Here is a 6,696-nt window from a genome sequence, read left to right on the forward strand (position 1 = left end):
CGCCGGCTCGGCCGCCATCGTGACCGCGGGCGCGCCGGTCGCGCTCCGCGCGCCGCCCGCCGCGTCCGCGGCCGCCTCCGCCGCGACCTCCGGCTCCGGCTCGGGCGGGTCGGGGTCGAGGCGCAGCTTCTCGGCGAGCATCTGCGACGCGACCTGCTGCACCGCCTCGACCGCCGTGCGCAGCGGCACGAGGCTCGGCGGGTCGTCGGCGAAGCGCTCGTCGGCGACCCGGTCGAGCGTCGCGATGGCGCCCAGCACCGCGGCGGCGTCGGCGACGAGCGCCTTGTAGAACGCCTTCGGCGTCTGCTCGACCAGCTTCTCGGCGACGTCGCGCGGGCGCTTGCCCTCCGCGACGCGCGCCTCGCGGAACTCGCGCTTCTCGCGGTCCGCCTTGGCCTCGGCCTCGGTGGGGATCGTCTGCGCGTCCTGCCACTGGATCCACGTCAGCCCCTCGCCGGCGACGGCGACCTGCCGCACGGCCACGTCCAGCTTCGCGCCCACCCACTCGACGGGGCCGAGCCGCAGCTCGACGTCGCCGTCCTCGAGCTCGGGGAAGCAGACGTCCCAGTAGTCCTGCAGCAGGCCGGTGAGGACCGTCAGGCCGTCGCCCAGCCCGCCCAGCCCGTGGCGCTTGAGCAGCGCCTCGGTGAGCCAGGCGGCGAGCTGCAGGTCCTTGCTCCCCGTCGTGAGGAGCGCCGTCGTGTCCTTCTGCACGCGCGGCCAGTCGGCGAGCTTCCGCTCGGCGACGAAGGCGCCCTGCGGGAGGTCCGCGTCCTCGCGGCGGGCCTCGCGGATCGCGTCGTAGCGCGGGTCGTAGCGCAGGTCGCGTCCGCCGGGCGCGTCGCCGGGAATGGGGGCGAGGAGCGCGGCGAGGACGTCGGGGGGCAGGACGGGCACGCGTGGGGTGAGACGAGGGCGGGTGGCCGGGTCAGGCCGGGAGGGCGGGCGCGGCCGGGAGGGGGGCGGCGACGGTCAGCTCGCGCACGTCGAGCAGCGGCACGTGGGTGCCGTCGTCGCCGCCGAACTCGGGGCCCGCGACCCACAGCACCTTCTGCCCGGCCGGGGCCCACTGGCCGTCGGCGAGTTCCTCCCAGTCGGTGGCGCGCCCGAGGCGGAGCTCGGGATCGTCGAGGCGCCAGGCGGCGGGGGAGAGCGCGGGGAGCACGACCTCGCCGAGGTCGAGGTCGCGCACCGACGGGCCGGTGCCGAGGCGCGCGGTGGGCCACCGCACGTCGCGCAGGTGGACGGGCGGCGTCACGCGCAGCCAGGCGAGGTGCGCGAACGGGAGCCAGAGATAGCGCCCGCCGGCGAACACCTCGAGGCGCGCGCCGACGCGCGGGTCGGCGTCCGCGATGGCGGTGAAGGCGCGCCCGTTCAGCGTCCCGGCGACGGGCGTCGGGGCGGGCGCGGTGGGGAAGTCGCCGGTGGCGAACATGTGCTCGCGCACGCGCTCCGCGGTGATCGCGGCGCGGTAGAGCAGCGTCCCCGCCTCGGCCATCTGCCCGCCCGAGGCGAGCACGTCGAGCTGCTTGAGGGCGCGGTCCCAGGTGCCCGCGAAGCTCGCCAGCTCGAAGAGGAAGGTGCGCTGCGCGACGTCGGTGGGGCGGGCGCGCAGCGACTGGCTGACGACGTCCATCGCCGCCTGCAGCTGGCCAGCGCGGAGGAGATCCTGGGCGGACGACATGGCGCGGGGACGGGACGGCGGGGTGCGGCGGGCGCGGCGGGCGCGGCGGGGAGTGGGACGGGCGCGGCGACCGCACGCGGATGCGCGCGGTCGCCGCCCTGCCGTCCGGTCGGATCAGGCGTAGGACTTCTGGGTCGTGAGGTCCCAGCCGAACCCGAGCCCCTTCGTCAGGTTGCCGCTGACGTCGCTCATGTGGTACTCGGCCTTGATCTTCGCGTAGTTGAGCGAGATCGAGACGCTCGGCTCGTCGCCGCCCGACGACATGCTCACGCCCGAGATGAACACGTTCTCGATCGTGATGATGAGGTACTTGTCGTTCCCCGCCGCGTTCTTGCTCGACGCCTTGGTGAACGAGATGGTGATCTTGTCCGCCGCCTTGCCCGCGGCCAGCTGGTCCAGCATCGGGCCGGTCGCGTTGTCGAGCGACGACGTCACCGTGATCTCGGAGAACGACGCGTCGGTGGCGGAGCGCTTGCCGGCGTTGCCCTGGGCCGACGACACGGCGATGCCGGCGCCGAACTGGAAGCTGTGCAGCGCGATCTGGTCCTTGAAGCCCTCGGCGGTGACCTCACCCTTGATCTCGGGCTCGATCTTCATGTAGATGGGCATGCGCGAATCCTGGGGGGTGCGGGGGTGGGGCGGGCGGCGCGGGCGCGCCGCCCGGTCGGCGTCACTTGGCCGGTGCGGGGAGGTCGGACACGAGGCGCATCGAGACCGCGAGCTCGTCGAGCTGGTAGTGCGGCTTGAGGAACGCGACGGCCCGGTACGCGCCGGGCTTGCCGGGCATCTCCACGACGTCGATGCGCGCCTCGGAGAGCGGGCACTTCTGCATCACGGCCGGGTTCGAGCCCGCCGGCGCGACGTAGTTCTGGATCCAGCGGTTGAGGAAGTAGTCGATCTGGTCCTTCGACGTGTAGCCGCCGATCTTGTCGCGCATCATCACCTTCAGGTAGTGCGCGAAGCGCGACGTCGCGAAGATGTACGGGAGCTGCGCCGACATGCGGGCGCTCGCCGTCGCCGACGGCGTGTCGTAGGTCTTCGCCTTCTGGCACGACTGCACCGAGAAGAACGCCGCCTGGTCGGTCCCCTTCTGGTGCACGAGGGCCGCGAAGCCGAGGTCGGCCAGCTCCTTCTCGCGCCGGTCGGTGACCTGCACCTCGGTCGGGGACTTCATCGCCAGCTCGCCGGCCTCGGTGCGGAAGTTGTGCACCGGCAGCCCCTCGACCAGCCCGCCGCTCTCGACGCCGCGGATCGAGGCGCACCAGCCGTACATCGCGAACGCCTTGTTGATGTTCGCCGCCAGCGCGTACGTCGAGTTCCCCCAGAGGTAGGCGCCGTGGTCCGTGCCGTCGACGCGCTCCTCGTAGTTGAACGCCTCGATCGGCACCGTCGCGCTGCCGTAGGGCTCGCGCATGAGCATGCGCGGCGCCGTGAGGGCCACGTAGCGCGCGTCCTCGGTCTGGCGGAAGCCCTTCCACTTCGCGTACTCGGTGCTGTCGAAGATCTTCGCCAGGTCGCGCGGCTGGTCGAGCTCCGTGAAGCTCTCCAGGTTGAACATCCCGGGCGCGGCCGCCGAGAGGAACGGGGCGTGCGCCGAGGCGGCGACGTTCGAGATCTTCTCCAGCAGCTCGATGTCCTGCCCCGTCTTGTCGAACTCGTAGTCGCCGACGAGGCAGCCGAACGGCGTGCCGCCGAAGACGCCGTACTCCTCCTCGTAGACCTTCTTGAAGAGGGCCGACTGGTCGAACTCGGGGGCGCGCTGCAGGTCGCGCAGCAGGTCCTTCTTGTTGACGTTGAGGACCTTGATCTTGAGCTGCGTGCCCGTCTCGCTCTGCGAGAGCAGGTACTTCAGCCCGCGCCAGCTGGCCTCGAGCTTCTGGTACTCGGGGTGGTGCAGGATCTCGTTGAGCTGCAGCGAGAGCAGGTGGTCGATCTGCGCGATGCGCGCGTTGATCATGCTCTCGGTGTCGCGCGAGACGGTCATCGCGCCCTCGAGCACCTGCGCCACGAACTGCTTCACGAGGTCCTTGCCGCGCGCCGCGCTCTCCGCGTCGCGCCCGACCTTCCCGTCGCTGACGATCTGGTCGAGCAGCGAGCCGGTCGCGTCGGCCGTGTAGCTCGCCGCCGCGCCGCCGGTGGTCTGCGCCTCAGCCATTGTCGGTGCCTCCGCCGAGGCCGAGCTCGGTCTTCAGCTGGTCCATCTTGGCCTGGTCGCCGAGCGTGGCCTGCAGCACCTCGTCGAGCCGCTCGTTGGTCTGCAGCGAGCCGCGCAGGTCGGCCAGCTGCGTGCGCAGGTCGAGGAGCTCGCGCAACGGCTTGACCTGGCGCGCCACGGCGTCGGGGCTGAAGTCGTCCATGGAGCGGAAGTCCAGGTCGACGGCGAGCTTCGGCGCGTCCGCGTCCTCGCTGAGCTTGTTCTCGACGCTGAAGGCGAGGTGCGGCTTCATGCTCGCCAGCACGTCGTCGAAGTTGTCGGGGGTGACCTCGACGAACTTGCGGTCCTTGAGCTTCGGGAGCGGCTCGCTCGGCTGCCCGGTGAAGTCCCCGAGCACCCCCATGAGGAAGGGGAGCTCCTTCATCTCGATCGCTCCGCCCGTCTCGACCTCGTACGAGATCTGGATGCGTGGCGGGCGCACGCGCTCAAGCTTCTTCTGAGTACTGTCGGCCATGAAGGACTCCTGCGGGGGAGAGCACGGGACTTGCACGAAGCGGGAACGGCGACGAGTGCCGAGCGACCCGCCGCGCCAGGACGCGCCACGACGCGCGTGCCCAAGGGACACGCGTCGAATGTGACGCACGTGGCAAACGGCCGGTTGCGGCGCCCCAGTGTGTAGCTCCCGCTGGGGGAAGTCAAGCGAACGGTGTCCGGCGACGCGAGTGTTTCCGACGGCGTGACGCGACACCTGCCATGGTCGTTATCTCCGCCGCCGCGCGCCGCGGGTCGAACGACCCCGACATGCAACGTCGCGCGCGCGACGCGCTGTCTCGCCGACGCAACGCCGGCGCGACGCCGACACACCGCCGACACACCGACGCCCCCCCGACGACGCCGCGCGCGATCGCGGCGGTCCCGTCCGTCCCGCGCGGCGCGGCGCGGCTGGCATCGCGGGAGGCGCCGGGTAGGTTGTCCCACCATGCCATCCCTCCACCCGGTGCTCTGGACGAAGGGCACCCTCCTGACGCCGCAGCACCTGCAGGCGCAGGACCGCTACCACGACGACCTGCTGCGGGCGCAGCTGGGCGCGCTGACCTTCTGCCCCTGGGGGCTGACGCGCCTCGACGTCGACCGCGAGGCGCTGGCCGGCGGGACGCTCGTGGTGCGCGCGGTGGCGGGGCGGATGTCCGACGGCCTGCTGTTCGACGCGCCGGCGGCCGACCCCACGCCCCCGCCGCGCCCGCTCGAGGGGGCGTGGGCGCAGGACCAGCGCGCGATGCTGGTCTCGCTCGCGGTCCCCGAGTACCGGCCGGGCGCGCGCAACATCGCCGCCGACGCGCGCGCCGGCGGCGCGTCGACGGCGCGCTGGCGCGCCGAGGAGCAGCTCTCGCGCGACGAGACGACGGGGCTCGCCGAGCGGCCGATCCAGGTCGCGCGCACCAACCTGCGCCTGCTGCTCGACGGCGACGCGGTCGAGGGGTACACGACGCTGCCGGTGGCGCGGCTGCTGCGCGCGCCCACCGGCGAGGTGACGCTCGACCCGGCGTTCATCCCGCCGCTGCTCGACGTCGCGGCCAGCGACGCGCTGACGGCGATCGGGCGCCGCGTGCTGGAGCGCGTGGCGGCCAAGGGGGCGGCGCTCGCCGGGTCGCGGCGGCAGCGCAACCAGGGGCTGGCCGACTTCTCGATCACCGACGTCGCGGCGTTCTGGCTGCTCTACACGCTGAACACGCACCTGCCGGCGCTGCGCCACCTGACGGAGGTGCGCGGCGGCCACCCGGAGCCGCTGTGGGACGCGCTGACGGCGCTCGCCGGCGCGCTGACGACGTTCGCGCCGCCGGGGCGCCCGCTGCCGGTCTACGACCACGCGCGGCTCGGCGACTGCTTCACGCAGCTGGAGGCGCGGCTGCTGGAGCTGCTCGAGACGGCGGTGCCGGAGTCGGCGATCGCGATCCCGCTGCGCGCGGTGGCGCCCGCGGTGCAGGCGGCGGCGATCGAGCAGGAGCGGTGGCTCACGGCGCCGCAGTGGTACCTCGCGGTGAGCGCGCCGGTGCGGCAGGCGGAGCTCGTGTCCCGCGTGGTGCACGGCTGCAAGGTCGGCTCGGCGGACGTGGTCGACACGCTGATCCGCCAGGCGCTCCCGGGGCTGGAGCTGGTGCACGTGCCGCAGCCGCCGGCGGCGGTGCCGGTGAAGCTCGACTACCTCTACTTCGCGGTCGGGCGCGCGGGGCCGGCGTGGGACGCGGTGGCGCGGGCGCGCAACCTCGCGGTGTACGTGCCGGCGGAGCTGCCGGGGGCGCGGCTGGAGCTGGTGATCGTGCTGCAGTGACCGCAGCCGTTCAACAGCCGGGAATCGGATGAGACGGATCCGATCCGATCCGTCTCATCCGTTCTCCTGGCCGTTGAAGTGGAACCGTCACTTCGGCGCCGGTACGCCCTGGGAGTCGGCGGCCGCGGGCGCCGGGGTCGGCGCCGGCGCGGGGGGCTTGGGGCGGAGCGCGAAGTAGAGGACCAGCGCGACCGTCAGCAGCAGCACGACGTTGATCACGATGATCAGCGGCATCGGGATCGGGCGGCGCGGGGCGGCCGGCGCGGCGGCGGCGGGCGCGGGGGCCGGGGCGGCCGGGGGCGGGGCCGGGGTGACGCTCTGCCGGATCATCCGCGTGTACTCGCTCCCCCCCGACGGCTGCGACGCGACGCCGAACGGCGACGGCGCGCTCGGCGGCGGCAGCGGCGGCAGGGGCGGGAGCGACGGGGCGACCGGTGACGGGGCCATCGGCGGCGGGGCCATCGGCGCCGCGGCGACCGGCGGCGGGAGGGGCGGGAGCGCGGGCAGCGCGCTCCCCCCGCCGAACAG

General features: G+C 73.5%; 6 protein-coding genes and 1 pseudogene. 1 reads left to right on the forward strand and 6 read right to left on the reverse strand.

The features are described 5' to 3' along the window. The 5 genes from tssA to tssB all read right to left on the reverse strand — a co-directional run. Nucleotides 1-897: type VI secretion system protein TssA (gene tssA / locus PYV61_RS18705; RefSeq protein ID WP_275834427.1), on the reverse strand; the 897-nt coding region annotated here is incomplete at its 3' end. Between the two features lie 31 nt (nt 898-928). Further along, nucleotides 929-1,684 (reverse strand): type VI secretion system accessory protein TagJ, encoded by a 756-nt coding sequence (locus PYV61_RS18710; RefSeq protein WP_275834429.1) that lies wholly within the window; start codon nt 1,682-1,684, stop codon nt 929-931. A gap of 114 nt (nt 1,685-1,798) precedes the next feature. Then, entirely contained in the window at nt 1,799-2,293 is a 495-nt protein-coding gene (locus tag PYV61_RS18715) for a type VI secretion system tube protein Hcp (protein WP_275834431.1), read from the reverse strand. Between the two features lie 61 nt (nt 2,294-2,354). After that, nucleotides 2,355-3,839: a type VI secretion system contractile sheath large subunit gene (gene tssC, locus PYV61_RS18720; RefSeq protein ID WP_275834433.1), complete on the reverse strand. Its 1,485-nt coding sequence runs from the start codon at nt 3,837-3,839 to the stop codon at nt 2,355-2,357. Next, a complete protein-coding gene (tssB, locus tag PYV61_RS18725; RefSeq protein WP_275834435.1) occupies nt 3,832-4,353 on the reverse strand; it encodes a type VI secretion system contractile sheath small subunit in 522 nt (173 codons plus the stop codon). The genes tssC and tssB overlap by 8 nt, the downstream gene beginning before the upstream one ends. Nucleotides 4,354-4,818: 465 nt before the next feature. Here tssB and tssK point away from each other — a divergent pair, with 465 nt between their 5' ends. Beyond that, on the forward strand, nt 4,819-6,168 hold the full coding sequence (gene tssK, locus PYV61_RS18730; RefSeq protein ID WP_275834438.1) for a type VI secretion system baseplate subunit TssK: 1,350 nt from the start codon (nt 4,819-4,821) through the stop codon (nt 6,166-6,168). 87 nt (nt 6,169-6,255) lie between these two features. On the opposite strand, the pseudogene PYV61_RS18735 reads toward tssK, so the two are convergent. Continuing rightward, a pseudogene (locus PYV61_RS18735) lies at nt 6,256-6,696 on the reverse strand (hypothetical protein); the annotation flags it as partial.

The organism is Roseisolibacter sp. H3M3-2 (genome assembly GCF_029211165.1).
In the GTDB taxonomy this organism is placed as follows: domain Bacteria; phylum Gemmatimonadota; class Gemmatimonadetes; order Gemmatimonadales; family Gemmatimonadaceae; genus Roseisolibacter.

Coding starts and splice junctions, on each gene's coding strand:
- tssB (WP_275834435.1), bottom strand. CDS start 4,353: ATGGCCGACAGTACTCAGAAGAAGCTTGAGCGCGTGCGCCCGCCACGC.
- PYV61_RS18710 (WP_275834429.1), bottom strand. CDS start 1,684: ATGTCGTCCGCCCAGGATCTCCTCCGCGCTGGCCAGCTGCAGGCGGCG.
- PYV61_RS18715 (WP_275834431.1), bottom strand. CDS start 2,293: ATGCCCATCTACATGAAGATCGAGCCCGAGATCAAGGGTGAGGTCACC.
- tssK (WP_275834438.1), top strand. CDS start 4,819: ATGCCATCCCTCCACCCGGTGCTCTGGACGAAGGGCACCCTCCTGACG.
- tssC (WP_275834433.1), bottom strand. CDS start 3,839: ATGGCTGAGGCGCAGACCACCGGCGGCGCGGCGGCGAGCTACACGGCC.